This window comes from Christiangramia sp. 3-2217-3z (genome assembly GCF_051195275.1).
Classification (GTDB): Bacteria; Bacteroidota; Bacteroidia; order Flavobacteriales; family Flavobacteriaceae; genus Christiangramia; species Christiangramia marina.
This window is the reverse complement of the sequence record NZ_JBNJLI010000004.1, coordinates 190,205-210,750: the sequence shown is the minus strand read 5'-3', so window position 1 is coordinate 210,750 and position 20,546 is coordinate 190,205. Positions and strand designations below refer to the sequence as shown.

The following is a 20,546-nucleotide window of genomic DNA, read 5'->3' as shown; positions in this document are numbered from 1 at the left end:
TATTGATAATATTAGCTAAAGCCGAAGGTGATGTTCTGACGTAAAAGTTCTGAAAATGGAAATTTTCGGAACTCGACTATTTAATGCTTTCAGAATTGATTTGCTATGACTATCTTTGTAAAAATTTTAGTGCAGGCCAGAATGGCTTATGCTCTCTCTGAATAAATCCTACAAAAGATAATCTTACACATTAAATTTTTCTGGTATTCGTTTAGTTGGTTCAATGCATTGAAATTTTCAACGAATATTAATTAATTTATAGTGAATGGCAAGATCCGGACAAACCCAAAACAAAAGAGAGAAAGAAAAGAAAAAGATCAAAAAGCGTAAGGAGAAAGAAGCCAAGCGTTTAGAAAGAAAAGAAAATTCCAACAAAGGTGGATCATTCGAGGATATGATCGCTTATGTTGATGCAGACGGTAATTTAACCGACACTCCCCCAGATCCAACTCAGAAAGTAGAAGTAGAAGTTGAGGATATCGAAATTGCTATCCCTAAGAAAGAAGATAGAGAAGAGGAAGAGATCATTACCGATACAGAAGGGAAAGTTTCATTTTTCGATCATTCTAAAGGATTCGGGTTTATTATAGGTAAACAAACCGGTGAGAAATACTTTGTACACGTAAGTGGTCTTATTGATGAAATTGATGAGAATGATAAAGTAAGTTTCGAGCTGGAGCAAGGAATGAAAGGGCTTAACGCAGTAAGAGTTAAGATCATTGACTAATTTCCCAACCTGGAAATTGAACTAAATACAGAACTGAATGTATCCTGTAGCGTAAAAGTTTGAAAACTAATTGATTATTTATATTGTGGATTTTATAATAAAGCTTACATTTGCCGTAGTAAATATTTTAGTTCTCTTCACTTTTTAGTCCTTTCAGGATATTTCAAGTTTTGTTTACTTCATTATTTAGTTTGTAAATTTAATAGTACCAGTATCAACAATCCTATATTCGCTCAAAAACGAGCATCCGATTTCTCAAAGACTCTTCGAAGCCGGGTAAATACCTATTTCAAAAAAAATAATATCAGTAAACACGCTAATGCTAGCATGATAGTGAAAACTGTACTTATGCTTTTGACTTTCGTAGCTCCTTTAGTGATCGTGAATACCGGAATGGTGGAAAGTACCTGGTTATTATTCGTTCTTTACATTATTAGTGGTTTTGGAATGGCAGGAATAGGCATGGGAATCATGCACGATGCAATCCATAACTCTTACTCGAAAAATCAAAAGGTTAATCAGTATTTAGGATATACTTTAAACCTGATAGGTGCCAATGCAGGTATTTGGAGAATTCAGCATAATGTATTGCATCATACGTTCACAAACATAGAAGAGGCTGATGATGATATCAACCCTCCGTTTTTCTTGAGATTTACTCCACATACTAAGAGATATAGCATTCATAAATTTCAACATTTGTACAGTTGGTTCTTTTATGGATTGTCTACGGTAAGTTGGGTAACCGCTAAGGATTTTGTTAGAATGGCAAAATTCAAGAAAATGGGATTCTTCAAGGAAGGTAAAGAATTTAGAAAACAGTTATCTACAGTAATTGGATGGAAACTGGTTTCGTTCTTCTTTGTATTAATACTGCCAATAATTATGGCTCCTCAAGCATGGTGGATCGTAGTTCTAGCTTTTATTAGCATGCACTTCGTAACAGGTTTAATGATCACTACCATTTTTCAGTTAGCGCATATTGTTCCAACGACTGAGTATCCATTACCTGATGAAAAAGGTATTGTACAGGGTGACTGGGCTAGCCATCAACTATTAACGACAGCTAATTTCTCCCCGAAGAGCAGGTTGTTTTCCTGGTTTATTGGTGGATTGAATTATCAAATTGAACATCATTTATTACCAAATATCTGCCATGTTCATTATAGAAAAATATCACATATAGTAGCGCAGACCGCAAAGGAATATGGTTTGCCTTATCATAATCAACACAGCTTTGTATCTGCAGTTGGAGAGCATTTCAAAATGCTTCGAGAACTAGGTAAAGTAGATAAATTGCGAGTTGGATAATTAAGATCGGAAGCCATACGATCTCAAAAGTTTAATGGCATTTTATAACAATTAATTATTAAGTAATGCAAGAAGGAAAAGTGAAGTTTTTTAATTCAACAAAAGGATTTGGATTTATAAAAGCTGACGATTCGAACGAAGACATCTTTGTACACTCAACTGGTCTTATCGATGAGATTCGTGAGGATGACAGAGTACAATTTGAAACAGAACAAGGTAGAAAAGGCCTTAACGCTGTGAATGTTGAAGTAATTGACTAATTATTTTCAAGTTTCAGTGTGAGACTTATAAATAAAGTAAGATCAAGGCCGGATGATCTTTAAATTTAGCCGGCATCAATAACTATTAATAAGTAAAGTAATGCAAGAAGGTAAAGTAAAGTTTTTTAATTCAACAAAAGGATTTGGATTTATAAAAGCTGACGATTCTAACGAGGACATCTTTGTACACTCAACAGGTCTTATCGATGAAATTCGTGAAGATGACAGAGTACAATTTGAAACAGAACAAGGTAAAAAAGGCCTTAACGCTGTGAACGTTGAAGTAATTGACTAATTATTTCAAGGTTTCAGTTCGAGACTTATAAATAATAGATCACGGCCGGATGATCTTTAAATGGAGCCGGCATCAACAACAAATTAATTAGTATAGTAATGCAAGAAGGTAAAGTAAAATTTTTCAATGCAACCAAAGGATTTGGTTTCATTAAGTCAGACGAAACAAGCGAAGACATCTTTGTACACTCTAGTGGTCTTATTGATGAAATTCGTGAGGATGACAGAGTACAATTTGAAACAGAACAAGGTAAAAAAGGCCTTAATGCTGTGAACGTTGAAGTAATTGACTAATTATTTTAAGGTTTCAGTTTGCGACTTATAAATAATAGATCACGGCCGGATGATCTTTAAATGGAGCCGGCATCAATAACAATTAATTAGTATAGTAATGCAAGAAGGTAAAGTAAAATTTTTCAATGCAACCAAAGGATTTGGTTTCATTAAATCAGACGAAACAAGCGAAGACATCTTTGTACACTCTAGTGGTCTTATCGATGAAATTCGTGAAGACGACAGAGTTCAGTTCGAAACTGAGCAAGGAAGAAAAGGATTAAATGCTGTAAACGTTGAAGTAATCGACTAATCAGATTCTATTCTATAGAATGAAAGCCATCCTATCCGGATGGCTTTTTTTATGTGCATATTTGAAATAAGCTCTTTGTGTTTTTATTAATAAAATTACGTGAAACATTTACGATATTGTTCTAACCAACCAAAATCAATTATCCATGTTTGAAGGCAAGCGCGCAATACTTTACATAGCGGCAGCAATTCTTTCCATATATTTTTTAATAGCCGGCCTGGTAAAAGCTAAAGGTTTTTTCGCTCCACTGGCTACAGCAGTCATTCTAAGTCTCGTTGTTTTACCACTCAGCATCTGGATGGAGAAGTATATGAAAAGAGCATGGGCGGCCATGTTAAACAGTTTGCTTCTATTTGGTATTAGTATAGGTCTAATGGCTTTGGTAAGCATGCAGGTGAGAAATTTTGCAGAGGACTGGCCAGAGATTCAGGAACAAATGACTCCAAAGATAGAACAGCTTAAAACCTTTGCACTAGAACATACTCCGCTTGACCCTGATGATATCAATCAGTCTAAAGATGAGGAAAGCGATGCTATGGGCTCTAATATGCGGAAAAAGATCACTACTTTTCTTAGCGGACTCTCAAGCTTTATGGCGAATTACCTACTCACATTTGTCTACGTTTTCTTCCTGCTGAATTACCGCGAGATTTTTAAAAATTTTCTATTGAGAATTATGCCAGATTCTAAACAGGAATCAATTAAAAATACCCTTACAAAGTCTATCAAAGTTGCACCTCAGTATTTGCTTGGAAAATTAATGCTAATGGGATTGCTTGCAGTCCTATATTCTATAGGGCTGGGAATTTCGGGTGTAAATAATTTCATACTGGTAAGTGTCATTGCAGCTGTATTAACCTTGATACCTTATGTAGGTAATATTCTTGGTTTTACTATGGCGGTAGCATTTGGGTTCTTAAGTAGTGGAGATACAAGTGTACTAATTGGGATCGCACTTACTTTTACGGTCACGCAGTTTGTAGAATCTTATGTACTACAGCCCTTTATTGTAGGCGATAGAGTGGATGTACATCCATTCTTTATTATTGTATCTGTAATAGCTGGAAATATGATCTGGGGAATCATTGGAATGATTCTAGCGATTCCTGTACTTGGTATTATAGTAGTAATTCTATATAATATTGAAGCAACCAAACCATTAGGTATCTTGCTTAGTAAAACTAAGTTCTCAAAGAACTGATTGCTAATATTTTCTTATTTTGGGAGAATAAACAATTATTCTTCAATGAGAAAATTATATTTTTTTCTGATATCAGGTTTTTTATTATCAGGCGTTAGTGTTGGTCAATCTTCAGAAATAACGCAGCAAATTCCAGAATTCGAACTCGACTATGAAAAGTTCACACTTGACAATGGACTGGAAGTTATCCTCCACGAGGATCATAGCGATCCAATTGTTGCCGTTGCTACAATGATGCACGTTGGTTCTAACCGCGAGAAACCTGGTAAAACAGGATTTGCTCACTTCTTTGAACATATGAGTTTCAATGATTCTGAAAATGTTCCTGTTGGTGCCAACCGTAAGATGATTCCGGAGTGGGGCGGAAGCAGAAATGGTGGAACCTGGAGCGATGGTACAGTTTATTACGAAGTTGTTCCCAAAGATGATTTCGAAAAGATACTTTGGATCGATTCAGATAGATTTGGATATATGATCAATACAGTTACACAGGCTGCACTTGATCGTGAAAAGCAGGTCGTTAAAAATGAAAAACGCCAGCGTGTAGATAATGCTCCTTATGGATACACAGATGAGATCATAAAGAAAAATCTTTACCCGAAAGACCATCCATATAACTGGACGGTCATAGGCCAGTTACCAGATTTACAGTCGGCAACCCTTGGGGATGTAAAGGATTTTTATAAGCAATATTATGGAGCGGCCAATGCTTCTCTCGTAATTGCAGGAGATATTGAAATTGAAGAAACCAAGAAACTCGTTAAACAATGGTTTGGTGAGATTCCTTCAGGACCAGAGGTTGAGCCTATAAAAGCGATGCCTGTAGAACTGGAAACCACGAAAAATCTATATTTCGAAGATAACTTTGCAAAACTTCCAGAGCTTAGGATGGTTTATCCTACGGTTGAAGATTATGATGAGGATATGTACGCTCTACAAATTTTAGGACAGCTATTGAGTGGAAGTAAGAAATCACCATTGTACCAAACAGTCGTAGAAGAATCCAAATTTGCTCCACGTATTAGCACTTACCAAAGCAGTAGTGAACTTGCAGGAGAATTCGTAGTTAGAGTACGCGCAAATGCCGGAATAGATCTGGACAGTGTGCAGAAGGCAGTAAAAAATGGCTTTAAAAGATTTGAGGAAGATGGTGTAAGCGAGGATGATCTCAAAAGAATTAAAGCTGAACTTGAAACTCAATTATATCAGGGAATTAGCACCGTACTCAATAAAGCTTTTCAATTAGTGCAGGATAACGAATTTAATGGTGATCCTGGCTATTTAACAAAAACTGCTAAACTTACCAATAGGGTAACTTCAGAAGATGTAATGCGCGTCTATAATAAGTATATTAAAGATCAACATTATATAATGACCAGTGTAGTTCCAAAAGGAAGCTTAGATCTCGCCATAAAAAATTCTGAAGAAGCCGAAGTTTGGATAGAAGAAGTCAAGAAGGATATAGCTAGTGAAGAAGTTAGCCAGGGAGAAGAGGCCGTGTATGATAAAACCCCTTCAAAATATGATCGTAGCGAACCTGATTTTGGTGATTTGCCTTTATTTAAGTCACCAAAGATCTGGACTACTGAACTCAAAAATGGGATGCAGGTCTATGGAATTGAAAACAATGAAATTCCACTTGTAGAATTTGATATAACAATTCCAGGTGGACAGCTTTTGGATCCAGATGGAAAAGAAGGAGTTTCTTACCTGCTAAGTGATTTGATGTTACAGGGAACAGCTAATAAAACTCCAGCTGAATTAGAAGAGGCTCTTGGACTTTTAGGGGCTAGTGTCTACATAAGTACCGGTAATGAGGATTTTCGTATTTCAGGAACCTGTCTTAGTAAGAATTTTGAAGGTACCATGAAATTGGTTGTAGAAATTTTGATGGAACCGAGATGGGATACTACCGAATTGTCCAGATTGAAACAGGCTCTTGAAACGAATCTGAGAGATCGGGAAGCAAATCCTCAGGCGATTGCATCCACCGCATTTTACAAACTTTTATACGGTGACAATCATAGTTTTGGAGTACCTGTAAACGGTACATTAAAGACTACGGCAAATATTAGTATGGAAGATCTTAAATCCTATTATAGCAATTTATCGCCTGATAATGCTAAGTTTCATATCGCTGGAGCAATGAATAGTAAACAGGTTTTAGATGTTATTTCAACTATGGTGACCGACTGGTCTACTGACGCCCCTGAAATTTCTAATTCTGAAATTAGGGCTGATGGTGAACCCGGTACATTATATTTTATTGACGTTCCCGATGCCAAACAGTCTGTTATAATGGTAGGCAAACTGGTACTAACCAATTATGATGAAGATGCCAGTAAGCTTAATTTTGCGGATGAAATTCTTGGTGGTGGCTCTAGCGGTAAATTATTTCAGACTTTAAGAATAGAAAAAGGCTATACCTATGGTGCATACTCCGGCATATCTAAGAATGAGACAATTTCCCCGTTTTATATTTCAACTAGTGTAAGGGCAAATGCAACCCTACCTTCTCTTAAGATCATTGAAGAAATGGTTACAAATTATTCCAGTGATTTTGGTCCTGCGGAACTAGAACTTACTCAGAATAAATTGCTGAAAGAAAACACCCGATCATATGAAAGTTTAGGTGCTAAATTGGGTATTTTAAGAGAGATAAGTAAGTACGACAATTCTGAAGATTTTATAGAATCGCAACAGGACGAATTAATGAATATGACAGAAGAAGATTTTAAAGCTGTAATTACTGAATACCTAAACGAAAAAGAGATGATTTACCTTGTAGTAGGAGATAAGGCAACACAATTAGAAGATGTTAAGAAATTAGGTAAACCTGTAATTGAACTTGATATCTACGCCAATAAACTTATGCAGTAAAACATTTTTAATATACTCTTCGATGAAACAAAACAGCGCGACCTAGTCACGCTGTTTTTTCAAACTGTAATAAAATCAATTATTTAACACATACTTATCGATAACAATTTGTTTTTAATAGATAAAATTATTTAAATTAGGAAAATAGTTACAATCATTTATTTTTCTGTAGGAATACACTTCGGTTATTGTTTATCGAAAGGGTATTTTCGATTTTGCAATGGTTATGTTAAAAACGGATTCATTCAAACTATTACATGTCGAAGGATTCAGAAACAGATGCGTTTTTGATCAGCAGGCAATTAAAAAACAAGAATTTCGACATAAAACTTGCTAAATGCAGATCAGAGTTTGAGTGCTTATTAGCTACTAATCAATTTGACCTTATACTATGTGATCATCATCTGCCCGATCTAAATTCAGAGGAAGCCTTGGATATTGTGAGGAAAAAAGATCCTTATATTCCCTTCATAATATTATCCGGCGCTCTGCCTCCGGGCGTTGCCGTAATATTAATGGACAATGGTGCAAACGATTTTCTATATAAGGATAGACCTGAGCGTCTTGTTCCAGCAATCTTCAATGCTCTTTCTAAATATAAATTGGAGAAGGAACGTCTGGAAATGCAAAAGCAAATTCAATTTAGTGAAAATAGGTTCAGGAAGCTTGTAGAATCAGCTCAGGATATAATTTGCATATTAAACCGTGAATATCAAATTACTTACTATAGCCTGAGTTCAATAACTTAACGCAACAAATCATAACTTTTAGATTTGTTGAATGGAACTTAAAAAACATCGAAGATTTTATGAACTTTTGAGGGAGTGTGAGAATTCAAGTGATCGCTTAGGAGAAATTCTAGATTTTCGAAGATCTGAGGGTCATAGTATTTGCAAAATTATACTGAAAAACCATCTTGATGACGAAGGCATCGATGGAATAATTGTAAAGTTTCGGGATATTACAAAGGATAGATTAAAGAACAAATATTTACAGGAAAAGATGAAAAGCTTAGAGCTTTCTACGAAAGTAGTATTGATGGAATCATCCTGGCGAAAACTAATGGTATTAATACGTCTGCCAATCCTGCCATGTGTTTGATGTTAGGCATGCAAGAGTCTGAACTTATTGGAATGCATAGAAGTGAACTGATACATACCGATGAAGCGAGAGTCGCAGAATTATTAGAAGAACGTCGAATAAGCGGAAAAGCTAAATCTGAACTTGATTTAGTAAAAAAAGATGGGACAATATTTCCACCCGAAGTTGCCTCATCGATTATTTCATTCAAAAGAGAGGGCAGGAAGATTAAAAAAACCGCTACAATCATTCGGAATATTACGGAACACAAGGAACATGTACGACAAATCATTGATACAGCACAAAAATTAAATATGCAGAAAAGATTGCCAGAATTGGCTATCTGGAATTAAATCTCAAAGAAAATTCGGTATACTGTCCTGGTGAAGTTGGAAGTATTTTACAGATCCAATGTGATGATCTTAAAATTGATGAATTTAGAACTCTTGTCTTTCAAGAAGATATTCAGGTTTTTGAAGATCTTATAGGTTCGGTATTGAACCGTGGTGAAACGAAAAATATAGAATTACGTATTCACGTCTCTAATTCAGGATTTAAATGGTTAAATATTATCGTAAGTCCCTTGATGGATGGGGAAGAAATTGTTGGTGGTAAAGGAACTTTACAGGATATAACCGAAAAGAAATTGAATTTTGAAAAATTAGCCATCAGTGAAAACAGGTACAAGAGTTTGATTCAGTCTCAAACAAATTACTTTGTGAGACTGGACACAAAAGGTAATTTCACATATTGTAGTGAACGCTATATAGATGATTTCGGATGGCTATACCCTGGAAATGACTCTATTGGTGAGAATAGTCTAATTGATTCTCTTCCAAGTAAGTATGAGAAGATACAGGAAATCATCACAAAATGTTTAAAAAACCCATTTAGAAATTACCAGATTGAGATTACTAAATTGGGTAAAAACGAACATAATAAAGCTACCAAATGGGATATCGTATTATTAAAGAGGGATAATGGAGAGAGTGAAATACAATGTGTTGGAATAGATATTTCTGATATAGTCAAAGCTGAAGATGAGAATAAGTTTCAAGCTAATATCCTAAGTAAAATAGGGCAGGGGGTGGTAGCAACCGATACTGAAGGGAATATAAAATTCTTTAATGCGGCAGCTGAAAAAATATAAGGCTGGAAATTTGAAGAAGTAAGAGATGAAAAGCTTGTGGAATTAATGTTTCCAGATCTTCATGAATCAGATTTACTAAAAGAAATTTTAGAAAAGCTCTCCTACAATCATACTTTTAATAGTCAGTATAACGGTAGAATAAGCGATGGAACTGTTTTTCCGGTTCAAATAACCATGTCTGGGATTCTTGATCAGGATGGCAGTCTTAGTGGAGTAATCTGTATTTTCTCAGATATAAGCAGACTAAAAAAATCTGAAAACAAGCTAAGAGAACTTAAGAAAATCTTACTAGCTACACGAATGAACTTGTTAGCGCTAATAAAGGTCTCGAGCAGTTTAGTTATATAGTCTCCCATAATTTACGTGCACCAGTTGCTAATATTATTGGTATTTCTGAGATTATTGCAGATGAAGATATCGATCAAGACATGCGTAATAAACTTGTTTGCGATATGCTTAATAATGTTAAGCGATTGGATACGGTAGTTCGTGATCTTAATAATATTCTTAAGGTCAAAGCCGACTATAATAATTCCAGGGAACTGGTAGATTTTCAATGTTTGACAGATAATGCCCTCCATATGACAGGTACATTGCTTTCTGAAGACCAGATAACTATCAAAACAAATTTTAATGATTTTGATTCAATGCTTACTTCTAGGAGTTATTTGCATAGTGTGTTCTATAATATCATTTTGAACAGTATAAAGTATAAGCATCCTGAGAGAGAGCTCATTCTTCAAATCTCTAGTAGCTCTGGTATCGAGTTTAATACGTTAACGTTCCTTGATAACGGACTAGGGATCGAATTGGGTAAAAATAGAAAAGAATTATTCTAATTATAAAAAAGACATCATCACCATATAGAAGGGAAAGGAATGGGATTATTTATGGTAAAAACTCAGCTTGATCTAATTGGAGGCAAAATTAGTATTGAAAGTGAACCTAATGAATGGACCAAATTAACTATTCAGTTCCCAAACATAGTTGTAAATTCAAAAAGTGAAAATCCATGATTATATTATCGTAGATGATGATCCTACCAATAATCTCATCTGTAAATTGGTGATCGAGAAATTCGATTCCAATTCAAGTGTAACAGTATTTCAGCAACCTGAGCAAGCCTTATCTTATTTTCAATCTTTAGTAAAAAAAGAAGCTCAAAAAAAAATTGTCTTATTTCTGGATGTAAACATGCCTACTGTGACTGGCTGGGATTTTCTAGATAAATTTCAAATGTTTGATTACAGCATTAAGAATATATTTGAAATTTATATTCTAACATCGGCTATTGAAGATTTTGAGTTGGAAAAAACCAAATATTCCATGGTCAAAGCCTTTCTATCCAAACCACTTCGGAAAGCCACACTACAGGAACTAGACTTGAATTTCTATACCTGAGAAACTTTATGATTTCGTTTGAAACTCCCTGAAATTAAGTTTTTAGTTTTATAAAAATTACCATTATGAAAAGATTTATATATGCTGGAGTGTTTGCTCTTAGTATCAGCGTGATGAGCTGCCAGGAAAACAAAAAAGAGGAAGATACCGTTCCGGAAGCAGTTAAGACTGCATTTCAGAAGAAATACCCGGGGGAAAATGATCCTGACTGGGAAAAGGATGACCACGGCTACTGGGAATCTCATTTTAAGAAAGACGGAGAAAAATATCGTGCAGATTTCAATGCTGATGGGACCTGGGTAGAGACAGAAAATGATATAAAGAAGAAAGAACTTCCAGAAGTCATATTAGATATCATTAAAATGGATTATTCAGAATATGAGATCACTGAAGTTGAACATGTACAATCAGCCACTAAAGGTGAGTTTTTCGATGTGGAGTTTAAGCAGAAAGGTAAAAACAAAGATGTCATGTTTAAACCAGATGGAACTATCATCAAATAATTATGTTTGATCAATTTGGTGCTAAAGCATCTGAAGAGAATATAAAGAGATACGAACGATCTGAAAACTGGAAAGAAGCCAGGTTCATGAATCTGGAAAATACCGGAATGGATATCAATATTAAAGATATTCCTAAACTATTGTACAAACAGTTTTTTGAGAAGAATGGTCGGCAGCCTACGAAGGAAATTAAGATCAAAGCTTTTAATTTACAAGAATTTTTAAAGCCTTCAGTAGAAGGTAAAATGATCTGGTTCGGGCATTCTGTGATATTGCTACGTATCAATGGGCTTACAATTCTTATAGATCCAATGCTCGGCCCTAATGCTGCACCAATTTCACCATTTGGCATTAAACGCTTCTCAAATAATACCTTACAAATTCTGGATGAACTTCCGGAGATCGACATTGTTCTTTTATCACATGATCATTATGATCATCTCGATCTTAAGAGCATAAAAAAACTTCAACATAAAACTAAGCTTTTTCATACCGCTTTGGGTGTAGGAAGACATTTGGGAAGATGGGGAATCGAATCTTCAAAGATCACCGAGTATGATTGGTGGGAATATACCAATATTGGAGGCATAGATATAACTTTCACACCAACACGACATTTCTCGGGTAGAGGTATAAATGACAGAGCTCAGGGACTTTGGGGTGGTTGGAATCTAAAAACCGCGACAGAAAATATCTGGTTTAGCGGAGATAGTGGTTACGGTCGTCATTTCCAGGAAATTGGTCACAGATTGGGTCCATTTGATTTTGGATTTATGGAGTGCGGACAATATGATGAGAAATGGAAACAAATTCATATGTTTCCGGAAGAATGTGTGCAGGCAGCCAGAGATGCTCAAGTTAAGAATATGATGCCTGTGCATTGGGCTGGATTTGCACTTTCATTGCATTCCTGGTTGGATCCCGTAGAAAGATTTATCGATGCAGCAAAAGATCAAAAATATTGTATACCGGAACCAGGAGAAGTATTTACAATTCACAGTAACAAAAAAGTAAACTGGTGGGTGCAGTATGATTAATCAATAGGGGTAGCTGTTAGTGGTACATCATATGGAAAGGCAAAATTTCTAAGATCACTACCTTGCAACCAGTTTTTATGATCCTGAGGTTTTAAGACTACCGGCATCCGCTTTTTATTGTTATGAACCTTGCTCATTAATTCGTTGGCTTGTGTAGTTAGAATAGAGTAGGAGTTAATAATATTGTTATTTTCAGGATTCTTCCAGGTAGAAAATATTCCGGCAAAAGCAAATATCTCCTGATCCTTGGGTTCTAAAATGAATTTTTGTTTGGTTTTACCCTTGGGGTCCAGCCATTGCCATTCGTAATAGGCTTCGGCAATCACGAGGCATCTATTATCTACTGAATTTCTGAAAGCTGGTTTATCTGCTGCAGTTTCTATTTTACTATTTAAAGTCATTTTTTTAATAGAATCATCCTTAGCCCAGAAGGGAATCAAACCCCACTGAAATAGTTGTATTTCGCCAGGACTATCGTAGGTAATTACAGGAGTTTCAGAAAAACTAAATGCATTAATCTCTAGTTGTGGCTGGTATTTATCTGGTTCCAAGAACCTGGCATCCAGTGATTTTTCCAGGGAAAAGATCTTTTTATTCAATTTAGTACGATAACACATAAAACAGTTTTTATAAATTTACGCATTCGTTGAAACTAAGAAGATAGTTAAAAGTTAAATTCATGAAGATAGGACTCGGAGGTGGCTGTCATTGGTGTACTGAAGCAGTGTTTAAAGCTGTTAATGGAGTTCATAATGTACGACAAGGATATATATCTGCTAAGAAATCTCCAGATCAATTCTTTGAAGGAATTATATTGGAATACAATCCAGAATTAGTAAAGCTGGAAGATCTAATCTTAATCCATTTGAAAACTCATCAAAGTATGAAAGATCACGGTATGCGGCACAAATACCGGTCGGCTGTATACGTGTTTCATAAAATGGAACTGGAAAAAACCAGCAAAGCTTTGAAAATTATTAGCAATAGCATTAGGGCAAAAATAGTTACAAAAGTCCTGGAGTTAGCATCATTTGAGGAATCCCGTCCTGAAATTAGAAATTACTATCAAACAGATCCTCAACGACCATTTTGCACTAGATATATAAAACCTAAACTAGATTTACTATTTAAGGAGTTTAAAGGGTTACTTGAAGAACAAGGCTAATAATTAAAAAAGTATAATGCATATGCTAAGTAAATATTGAAAATAGCATAGATAAATGAAGGTGCAGATTGTATAAAATTATCTTTTATTTTTCTCCGTACTCCATAACCAAAGATCATTAGCACCGCAAGTCCAATATCGGAACTTATTGCCAGGATTGGTTCATAATAATAGCCTGCAAGTAAACCGATAATGTACCTACAAGTTTAAGGTAACTTGTGAGACCGTAACGTACAAATTCGGATTTCATATGTTTCTTCGTGAAACAGCTTATTCCGAAGAAAAAAAAAGATATAGATGAGAAATAGACTAAAAATGTAAGTGTGCTCAAGAATTCCAGATATATGTATTTGAACTATAATTTATATTATGTAAAATAGAATATTTTACTCTACTTGCTTTTCTGTATAAAAGCCTCTATACGAAATAATATCCCGTTGATTCATTAGTAACTGTAAATTAGATTTTCCATTGGGATACATCGTTATGATATATCTAATGTGTTCAGTACCTGTACTGGTTTCGAATCTCAATTTCACTTTATCTGCGTAGCTGGAATCTAATTCCAGATCATTTAAAATTCCTTCATAACGAATACCTGCTTCATCATTATATCCCCCAGAAAACTGCCTTACTCCAAAATATGGTAAAAAGATATCAATTGAATCCTTTCTAAACCTCAAATGATTATCGTTCGTAACCAGATTAATCTGAGCGCCACGTAAAGGTAACGCCCAGTTATTTTCTATGTCGAAAGATCTTGATTCAATTAGCAATCGCAACTCGCTCAAGTCTGAAGTGTCGCCATTGGTGCTTTTTACATGCAGAAAGGAGTGCCAGGCTAAGTAATCCAATTAAGAATAGAACGTACTTATTCATTCTTCCTCGTTTCCTTCGAGACTATCTAAAGTATCCTGAATTGTCTTGTCTTCTTCATCACTAAGACCATTTTTCTCTTTTTTTACTCTGAGGTTACCATTTTCTCCCTTGTAAAGACTCTCATCTTTTTCATTGAAATTAGATGGTCTCCCTGAATTCTTCTGCCAGTCGGCCTGATCTTTATCGCTAGTGTTTGCCATAATTTTTATCTTAATTTAATTAATTGAGTATCTATAACCTCAGGATTAATTTGAGTTTAACATTCGTTCTTACATCTTAATATTAAATACAAATGCTCTGTACTTTAGTAATGCTACAAATACGGTAGCACCAACAGCGTTACCCGCTAATGCAGTAACCAGCGTTTTTAAGTATACCAGAAAGGTAATCTTATCTGAAACCAGCATCCCCGCAAAAATTTCAATATGACCAATAATACTATGATGTAATCCTGTAAAGCCCATTACTGCTGTAATCAGATAAATTATTAGGATCTCTGCCGTAGTTTCCTTAGAAGAAGTGACCAACCAGCTTAAAAGTCCCATTAACCATCCAGCCATAATAGCACTTAAGAAGATTGTTAAGATATCGTAGTCTACAAAGTGTTCACCAATTTTAGCAATGACTTCTGCTTCAAACAAGTTCAATCCGGAGCCAAGCCATGAAACTGTAAGAGCTATAAGCATCCCTCCTGCCAGATTTCCTAATATAACCACTCCCCAGATCTGGAATAAGCTCCAGACACTTCTACGGTTATTTAATACCGGCAATGCTAATAAAGAAGTCTGTTCTGTAAATAATATGGATTTTCCTAAAACAACCAATATAAAGCCTAAAGGATAAACTAAGGCTATTATTGCAAATATAGTTTCTTCAGCAACTTTACCTTCCAGAAAGCTGAATAATGAGCATAACATCAGGAAACTAAAACCAATTTCTAACCCAGCAGTAAAGGAACTCAGTAAAATACTACTCTTACTACGATCATAGGTTTCACAACCCTCAATGATCTGTTCTTTTAAAATCTCACCATGTGTTTTAGTCATGGTTTTATCCTGGGAGTCCTGATTGTCTAATTCTTTATTTACTTTATTAGCTTCTTCATTCTTCTGATTGTTATCCATATTTCATTTTGAGTAGGGTAAAATATAATTATTTCTTGAGCCAGACCTTTAAGGCCTCATCTCGACATAGCTGAATCATTTTAAACTCCTGATGCCTATTCTCAGTAGAGGAATTATAATACATATCTGAGTAAAGAAATCCATTTTCCTTAGCATCTTCTGCAGAAGCAGCATAGTAAATATAGTCGAAATTTGCCCAATGAGCTGCCCCAAGACACATCATGCAGGGTTCGCAACTGGTGTATAAAACGCAGCCTTCCAGATTTTTAGTTCCTAATTGCTTGCAAGCTAACTGTATTGCTCTTAGCTCAGCATGCTGTGTGCAATCCTGATCGCCAGAAACTCTATTGTAAGTTGCTGCTATGACCTCTTCTCCTTTCGTGATCACTGCTCCAAATGGACCACCGTTATCGCTTTCAGCTCCTTCTTTTGCCAGGGAAATAGCCTTTTCCATCATCTTCTTTGGTAAGTCCGTTGTTTTCATAAAACAAAAATAATGATTGAACCTGCCCTGCAATGCTTGTTTTATATTCTTTATCTATTTATTAGAAATACTTTAAGTATGTAAAAACTGTGCTCTAAATACTTTATTAAAACTTTGCTAAAAGAGGCATAACAGGCTTGGTGTCTCAAGCAATATTGGGTTAATTTAAACAATCAAAAAATTGAATTAAATGGAAACTGTATTTGAATTTGTAAACATCCATAAAAGTGAAAATCTTGAAGCTTTTACTGAAAAGAAACTAGAAAAGCTTGAAAACAAATATGACTGGATCGTAAGAGCAAATATCTATTTTAAACATGATGAAAATCAAAAACCAAATGGATATATTACTGAAGTTAGATTAAGCGCTCCAGGACCGGAAATATTTGCCCAGTCAAACGAGAACTCTTATGAAGCATCTATCGCAGAGACTGTTCGTGATCTGGACAGGCAATGTGAAAAACGTAAGGCAAAAATGAGTTCTCACTAGTTTTAAGAATTTCTTACAAGTAAAAAACCCTCTATTTAGAGGGTTTTTTTAATATATATACTTGAATGAATTATGCAGTTAAATCTTTCTGCTCTAATTTCTCTTTAAATTCATTTATTATTCCACCCTTCAACAGAACCTGAATTTGTCGATCACTCATAGAATGTTTTGTTTCGAAGGTTTCTTCATTTCCATTTTCCTTTTTAACCACCACTTTGATATTATTTCTTTCCTTAATATCTCTTTGAAGATTTTCAAATTTCACGATATCAGCTTGTTCAATCTTTTCATAATCTGATATGTCTATAAATTCCAATGGTAAAATTCCAAAATTCACCAAATTCTGCCACGCGATTCTTGCATAAGAATTCGCTATTACCGCTACCTGACCAAGATATTTAGGAGCAATTGCAGCATGTTCTCTACTCGACCCCTGCGCATAATTATCCTTGGCAACTACAATGTGACCGCCATGGCTATCTTTAGTATCCATCGCTCGATCATAATAGGTTTCATCAATTACGGTAAATGCATATTTACTAATTTCAGGTAAATTACTTCGGAAAGGTAAAACTTCGGCACCTGCCTTTAATATTTCGTCTGTAGAGACATTATCACCCATTTTCAATAGTACAGGTACTTCATATTCATTTAAAATTGGGTCTATATGCGGTAAGCTCGTTATGTTCGGGCCTTTAACAAGTTCTACATTTGTTCCATCTTCCGGGGGAGCCACCAGCATATCAGTATTAATGATCTCAATCTCCGGATGTTGAAATTTAGGGTATTTCATATCATATAATTTCTCCAGGTTTCTTGGATCTGTGATCTTTCCAGTTAATGCTGAAGCTGCTGCGGTTTCTGGACTGCATAAATGTACCTGGTCATCTTTGGTTCCAGATCTGTCTGGGAAATTTCTAGGCATGGTCCTTAAACTGATGGTTCCGGATGCTGGTGCCTGACCCATGCCAATACATCCCATACATCCAGATTGATGAAACCTTGCTCCTGCCTTAATAAGGTTGGCAAACGCTCTGTTCTCGATCATATTCTGAATCATTTGTCTTGAAGTAGGATTTATATCGAATGATACATCTGTATTCACAGATTTCCCTTCCACTATTGCTCCAGCGATCCAGAAGTCTCTTAGTCCAGGGTTTGCCGAAGATCCTATAACTACCTGGCTAATACTTTTGCCTGCAACCTCAGATACTGGAACAACATTTCCTGGACTGGTTGGAAGTGCTATAAGCGGAATAAGATCATCAAGAATAATTTCATCATGATATTCATATTCACAACCTTCATCTGCCAGTAGTTCTACCCAGTCTGATTCTCTGTCCTGAGATTTTAAAAATCTTTTTGTTTCTTCATCACTAGGAAATACAGTAGTTGTAGCTCCAAGTTCAGCGCCCATATTTGCGATCACGTGGCGATCCATCGCACTTAAATTTTTAAGACCATCTCCATAATACTCGATAACCTTCCCTACTCCACCTTTTACGTCGTAACGTCTAAGCATTTCAAGAATCACATCTTTGGCACTCACCCAATCTGGTAGATTTCCAGTTAGTTTCACTCCCATCACTTCAGGCATCTTTACGAAATACGGCTGCCCTGCAATTGCTGAAGCAACATCAAGACCTCCAGTACCTATCGCCAGCATTCCTAAAGAACCGGCTGCTGGAGTGTGACTATCTGATCCTACCATGGTTTTTCCTGGCTTTCCAAATCTCTGCATATGAACGGGATGGCTTACCCCATTTCCCGGTCTGCTATACCAAAGACCAAATCTTTCAGCCGCGGAATGCAGAAAAAGGTGATCATCAGCGTTTTTAAAGTCGGTTTGAAGCAGGTTGTGATCCACATACTGTACTGCAACTTCTGTCTGAGCTTTCTTAAGTCCCATTGCTTCCAGCTCCAATTGTACAAGGGTTCCTGTAGCATCCTGAAGTAGTGCCTGATCTATTTTAATTCCTATTTCCTTTCCAGGAGTCATCTCCCCTTCCAGTAAATGTTCTTTAATTAATTTTTGGGTGACATTCAATTTTGACATGGTTGGTTATTTTATTCTTTAAGTTATATAGTTTTGGCTGAAGTAAGCAGGAGTTTAACAGAACCTTAGTTAAGGCAGTAATTTTCTTGTTCTTATCCTATGTATGAATCACTATCTAATTATTTGCTGTGGAACTAAATTCTATTAAGTAGAAGTGAGATTGAAGAAGTTATAGTTCAGACTTCCGATAAAAATCAATAGAAAAAAGGTTGTTTTTAGGAGAAACTACATCGACGGATTTGCTGAATTCAGGGCAATCGTGATCGTGTAATGTCTATTTAAACAACCTTTGAATATATTAGATAATAGTATTTATGAAACTAGCTTTTTCCAAGAGAATTCAGGATATCAATTTGATTTCCTTCTTCTAAATTGAAACCAGGTTTTCCCTTGCGTGGAAATAGAAAGCTGAATTCAGTATCGAAAGCAGCCCAGCTTTCAGCTAAACCAAAATCGTTATTTGCGTTAGTCTTTTCAGGTCTGGAAAAAGTATTCAGATCAGAAGAATAATCAGATCCTACCGCGTCTTCTCCTGGAAACAACATTCCGTCATTAATTTCAGAATAAACAACTACAGATGCTCCACTGGCACCTGGAAGGTCAAATATGTTAATAGAGAAACTGTCCAGTACAGGATCTCTTTTCGTAATGTCATTTGTTTTAAAATCGTCTTTAATGTTATTTCTTGGATGAGCATAAATTGCAGCACCACCAGCATCTTCAGAAATAGTTTTCAAATCTGCATAAGCTGTTTTTAGAATGGCATCACAGGTGATTAAGATACCTTTGATCTGGTAACCTTCTTCCACAAATTTCTTTACGGCAGCTTTTGAAGATTCTTCAACAACATCAATTAAAAGTATATCTCTTCTATTTAAATGTCTAATTGCGTAACCCTGATTATACTTACCATCCACTTCATCTCCTTTGATAAGAAAAGTATCCGGGATCATTTTCAAAAATTTTCCCTGTTCGCCTTGTTCAATAAACTCAGCTGACTGACTGTGAACGATCTCCATTTTATCTACTTGCTTCATAATTTTTATTTTTGATTTCTTGATTGAAGATACAAAAGAGGCGAAGAGACAACAACGGAGTTTTTAAATGTTTAACTGCTTTTAGCAGTTAATTAACGGAAAGCAAATCGCAGCAAACCTGCCATGGTGCGTGATCGAAATTGGCAAGTTGGCCCCGAGATGTTTCAGAAACAATTCTGGAATTCCAATGTGATTTTTTCGGAGTTCGATATTTCGAAGATCGAGGTCTGTTCGAATAGCAAACTCTTTTATAAAATCGGATTTATAATTTGTAGAATATGGAATTTTTATATGATCTAAATTTTTAAACTCAAGCCAGGAATAAATATGATTCTCGTCCTGTTCTAAATTAATGCTATAGTTCTTCTGCTCTTTAATAACACATAGATTATAAAGATCACATTCATAAGTGACCGGATCAAGCCTGGCTGGAATTTGAAAGAGCCTTTGATGAGCTTTATAAGCCGTTTCCTTCATCGACCACATTTTCCAGATTGCCAGTTCCGGATGAGACTGTGAATAAATTTGACTAATTTCACTATCTGTAAAAACTTTGGATAAAAAGCGATCATTTTTTAATCTTGGTTTACCCAACGCGATCTCAAGATCTATGAGGTCATTTCCAATGATCAATCATTCAGTTTTTTGATGATGATATCCCTGGCGTCACCTACGGTCATCATTCCTTCCATAGATTCATTATCGATTTCAATATCAAATTCATCTTCAACATCCAGTACTACATCTACAAGATTAGCAGAATTGATCTCCAGGTCATTCAAAAAGTTGGTGCTTTCATCAAATTCTGAAAGACCCTCTTTTCGCTGAGTATATGGAGTGACGATTGTTTTAATCTTAGAAATTATATCCTGATTGGTCAT

General features: G+C 35.6%; 28 protein-coding genes and 1 pseudogene. 20 read left to right on the top strand and 9 right to left on the bottom strand.

The annotated features are described in order from the left end of the window. The first annotated feature begins 265 nt into the window (after window positions 1-265). The 18 genes and pseudogenes from ACSHZO_RS09170 to ACSHZO_RS09085 all read left to right on the top strand — a co-directional run bounded on the left by ACSHZO_RS09170 (window position 266) and on the right by ACSHZO_RS09085 (window position 12,430). Window positions 266-727 carry a cold-shock protein gene (locus ACSHZO_RS09170; protein WP_141877760.1) on the top strand — a complete coding sequence of 154 codons (462 nt, stop codon included), beginning with the start codon at window positions 266-268 and terminating at the stop codon, window positions 725-727. 348 nt (window positions 728-1,075) lie between these two features. After that, window positions 1,076-2,038: a fatty acid desaturase family protein gene (locus ACSHZO_RS09165; RefSeq protein ID WP_298247152.1), complete on the top strand. Its 963-nt coding sequence runs from the start codon at window positions 1,076-1,078 to the stop codon at window positions 2,036-2,038. Between the two features lie 65 nt (window positions 2,039-2,103). Beyond that, window positions 2,104-2,298, top strand: coding sequence for a cold-shock protein (locus ACSHZO_RS09160; protein WP_026916191.1), 195 nt, complete (start codon window positions 2,104-2,106; stop codon window positions 2,296-2,298). A 100-nt stretch (window positions 2,299-2,398) separates the two neighbouring features. After that, window positions 2,399-2,593, top strand: coding sequence for a cold-shock protein (locus tag ACSHZO_RS09155; protein WP_141877758.1), 195 nt, complete (start codon window positions 2,399-2,401; stop codon window positions 2,591-2,593). Window positions 2,594-2,691: 98 nt separating this feature from the next. After that, the gene (locus ACSHZO_RS09150; RefSeq protein ID WP_298247151.1) at window positions 2,692-2,886 is read left to right on the top strand and encodes a cold-shock protein; all 195 of its coding nucleotides are present in this window, start codon (window positions 2,692-2,694) and stop codon (window positions 2,884-2,886) included. A gap of 97 nt (window positions 2,887-2,983) precedes the next feature. Next, window positions 2,984-3,178 (top strand): cold-shock protein, encoded by a 195-nt coding sequence (locus ACSHZO_RS09145; protein WP_141877756.1) that lies wholly within the window; start codon window positions 2,984-2,986, stop codon window positions 3,176-3,178. A gap of 145 nt (window positions 3,179-3,323) precedes the next feature. After that, window positions 3,324-4,379, top strand: a complete 1,056-nt coding sequence (locus ACSHZO_RS09140) for an AI-2E family transporter (protein WP_298247150.1) — start codon at window positions 3,324-3,326, stop codon at window positions 4,377-4,379. A 45-nt stretch (window positions 4,380-4,424) separates the two neighbouring features. After that, the gene (locus ACSHZO_RS09135) at window positions 4,425-7,259 is read left to right on the top strand and encodes a M16 family metallopeptidase (RefSeq protein WP_298247149.1); all 2,835 of its coding nucleotides are present in this window, start codon (window positions 4,425-4,427) and stop codon (window positions 7,257-7,259) included. A 257-nt stretch (window positions 7,260-7,516) separates the two neighbouring features. Further along, window positions 7,517-8,008, top strand: a complete 492-nt coding sequence (locus tag ACSHZO_RS09130; RefSeq protein ID WP_298247148.1) for a response regulator — start codon at window positions 7,517-7,519, stop codon at window positions 8,006-8,008. A 31-nt stretch (window positions 8,009-8,039) separates the two neighbouring features. Then, on the top strand, window positions 8,040-8,360 hold the full coding sequence (locus ACSHZO_RS09125; protein ID WP_298247147.1) for a hypothetical protein: 321 nt from the start codon (window positions 8,040-8,042) through the stop codon (window positions 8,358-8,360). Continuing rightward, window positions 8,246-8,692 carry a PAS domain S-box protein gene (locus ACSHZO_RS09120; protein ID WP_366878127.1) on the top strand — a complete coding sequence of 149 codons (447 nt, stop codon included), beginning with the start codon at window positions 8,246-8,248 and terminating at the stop codon, window positions 8,690-8,692. Before ACSHZO_RS09125 ends, ACSHZO_RS09120 begins: the two co-directional genes overlap by 115 nt. Window positions 8,693-8,925: 233 nt before the next feature. Then, the gene (locus ACSHZO_RS09115) at window positions 8,926-9,489 is read left to right on the top strand and encodes a PAS domain-containing protein (RefSeq protein ID WP_298247146.1); all 564 of its coding nucleotides are present in this window, start codon (window positions 8,926-8,928) and stop codon (window positions 9,487-9,489) included. 12 nt (window positions 9,490-9,501) lie between these two features. Beyond that, window positions 9,502-9,837: pseudogene (locus tag ACSHZO_RS09110) on the top strand (PAS domain S-box protein); the annotation flags it as partial. An 80-nt stretch (window positions 9,838-9,917) separates the two neighbouring features. Continuing rightward, window positions 9,918-10,328: a hypothetical protein gene (locus ACSHZO_RS09105; RefSeq protein WP_298247145.1), complete on the top strand. Its 411-nt coding sequence runs from the start codon at window positions 9,918-9,920 to the stop codon at window positions 10,326-10,328. A gap of 24 nt (window positions 10,329-10,352) precedes the next feature. Further along, the gene (locus ACSHZO_RS09100) at window positions 10,353-10,505 is read left to right on the top strand and encodes a hypothetical protein (RefSeq protein ID WP_366878125.1); all 153 of its coding nucleotides are present in this window, start codon (window positions 10,353-10,355) and stop codon (window positions 10,503-10,505) included. After that, window positions 10,492-10,890, top strand: a complete 399-nt coding sequence (locus tag ACSHZO_RS09095) for a response regulator (protein ID WP_298247144.1) — start codon at window positions 10,492-10,494, stop codon at window positions 10,888-10,890. The genes ACSHZO_RS09100 and ACSHZO_RS09095 overlap by 14 nt, the downstream gene beginning before the upstream one ends. A gap of 65 nt (window positions 10,891-10,955) precedes the next feature. Next, window positions 10,956-11,393 (top strand): PepSY-like domain-containing protein, encoded by a 438-nt coding sequence (locus ACSHZO_RS09090; protein WP_298247143.1) that lies wholly within the window; start codon window positions 10,956-10,958, stop codon window positions 11,391-11,393. Between the two features lie 2 nt (window positions 11,394-11,395). Then, a complete protein-coding gene (locus ACSHZO_RS09085; RefSeq protein ID WP_298247142.1) occupies window positions 11,396-12,430 on the top strand; it encodes an MBL fold metallo-hydrolase in 1,035 nt (344 codons plus the stop codon). Here the strand turns inward: ACSHZO_RS09085 and ACSHZO_RS09080 are convergent. Beyond that, entirely contained in the window at window positions 12,427-13,047 is a 621-nt protein-coding gene (locus ACSHZO_RS09080; RefSeq protein WP_298247141.1) for an SOS response-associated peptidase, read from the bottom strand. The two genes, ACSHZO_RS09085 and ACSHZO_RS09080, sit on opposite strands and share 4 nt — an antisense overlap. 62 nt (window positions 13,048-13,109) lie before the next feature. Here ACSHZO_RS09080 and ACSHZO_RS09075 point away from each other — a divergent pair, with 62 nt between their 5' ends. Beyond that, window positions 13,110-13,595 carry a peptide-methionine (S)-S-oxide reductase gene (locus ACSHZO_RS09075; protein WP_298247140.1) on the top strand — a complete coding sequence of 162 codons (486 nt, stop codon included), beginning with the start codon at window positions 13,110-13,112 and terminating at the stop codon, window positions 13,593-13,595. Between the two features lie 386 nt (window positions 13,596-13,981). Here ACSHZO_RS09075 and ACSHZO_RS09070 read toward each other — a convergent pair whose 3' ends face one another. From ACSHZO_RS09070 to ACSHZO_RS09055, 4 genes are all read right to left on the bottom strand, one after another. After that, window positions 13,982-14,449, bottom strand: a complete 468-nt coding sequence (locus ACSHZO_RS09070; protein WP_298247139.1) for a DUF4251 domain-containing protein — start codon at window positions 14,447-14,449, stop codon at window positions 13,982-13,984. 21 nt (window positions 14,450-14,470) lie between these two features. Next, the gene (locus ACSHZO_RS09065; protein ID WP_295180418.1) at window positions 14,471-14,674 is read right to left on the bottom strand and encodes a hypothetical protein; all 204 of its coding nucleotides are present in this window, start codon (window positions 14,672-14,674) and stop codon (window positions 14,471-14,473) included. Between the two features lie 69 nt (window positions 14,675-14,743). After that, on the bottom strand, window positions 14,744-15,598 hold the full coding sequence (locus ACSHZO_RS09060; RefSeq protein WP_298247138.1) for a formate/nitrite transporter family protein: 855 nt from the start codon (window positions 15,596-15,598) through the stop codon (window positions 14,744-14,746). Between the two features lie 28 nt (window positions 15,599-15,626). Beyond that, a complete protein-coding gene (locus ACSHZO_RS09055) occupies window positions 15,627-16,082 on the bottom strand; it encodes a nucleoside deaminase (protein ID WP_298247137.1) in 456 nt (151 codons plus the stop codon). A gap of 190 nt (window positions 16,083-16,272) precedes the next feature. Between ACSHZO_RS09055 and ACSHZO_RS09050 the strand changes: the two genes are divergently transcribed. After that, window positions 16,273-16,572: an HPF/RaiA family ribosome-associated protein gene (locus ACSHZO_RS09050; RefSeq protein WP_298247136.1), complete on the top strand. Its 300-nt coding sequence runs from the start codon at window positions 16,273-16,275 to the stop codon at window positions 16,570-16,572. Window positions 16,573-16,642: 70 nt separating this feature from the next. Here ACSHZO_RS09050 and ACSHZO_RS09045 read toward each other — a convergent pair whose 3' ends face one another. The 4 genes from ACSHZO_RS09045 to ACSHZO_RS09030 form a co-directional block, all read right to left on the bottom strand. Beyond that, entirely contained in the window at window positions 16,643-18,628 is a 1,986-nt protein-coding gene (locus ACSHZO_RS09045) for an aconitate hydratase (protein ID WP_298247135.1), read from the bottom strand. 320 nt (window positions 18,629-18,948) lie between these two features. Next, a complete protein-coding gene (locus ACSHZO_RS09040) occupies window positions 18,949-19,665 on the bottom strand; it encodes a hypothetical protein (protein WP_298247134.1) in 717 nt (238 codons plus the stop codon). Between the two features lie 81 nt (window positions 19,666-19,746). Next, a complete protein-coding gene (locus ACSHZO_RS09035) occupies window positions 19,747-20,298 on the bottom strand; it encodes a 4'-phosphopantetheinyl transferase superfamily protein (RefSeq protein ID WP_298247133.1) in 552 nt (183 codons plus the stop codon). Beyond that, on the bottom strand, window positions 20,295-20,546 hold the full coding sequence (locus ACSHZO_RS09030; protein WP_298247132.1) for an acyl carrier protein: 252 nt from the start codon (window positions 20,544-20,546) through the stop codon (window positions 20,295-20,297). Before ACSHZO_RS09030 ends, ACSHZO_RS09035 begins: the two co-directional genes overlap by 4 nt.